The organism is Brevundimonas sp. BAL450, assembly GCF_015767455.1.
Classification (GTDB): Bacteria; Pseudomonadota; Alphaproteobacteria; order Caulobacterales; family Caulobacteraceae; genus Brevundimonas; species Brevundimonas abyssalis.
Map to the genome: position 1 here is coordinate 1 of NZ_JADWOW010000053.1, position 262 is coordinate 262.

Here is a 262-nt window from a genome sequence, read left to right on the forward strand (position 1 = left end):
GGCGCCGCGCCGCCGGAAAAAGTCAGGGCCCCGCCATAGCGGGCGTCGCCCACCAGGGGCCGCCCGATGTGCGCCATGTGCACACGCAGCTGATGCATGCGCCCGGTCATGGGCTCCAGCTCGATCAGGGCGCCCTGATCGAGCTGGAGCCCATGACCGGGCGCATGCATCAGCTGCGTGTGCACATGGCGCACATCGGGCGGCCCCTGGTGGGCGACGCCCGCTATGGCGGGGCCCTGACTTTTTCCGGCGGCGCGGCGCC

The 262-nt window shown here is 72.5% G+C and carries 2 pseudogenes; one reads left to right on the forward strand and one right to left on the reverse strand.

The window, feature by feature from the left end:
* Nucleotides 1–131 (reverse strand): annotated as a pseudogene (locus tag IWC96_RS10330) (RluA family pseudouridine synthase); the annotation flags it as partial.
* Here IWC96_RS10330 and IWC96_RS10335 point away from each other — a divergent pair.
* Nucleotides 132–262, forward strand: a pseudogene (locus tag IWC96_RS10335) (RluA family pseudouridine synthase); the annotation flags it as partial.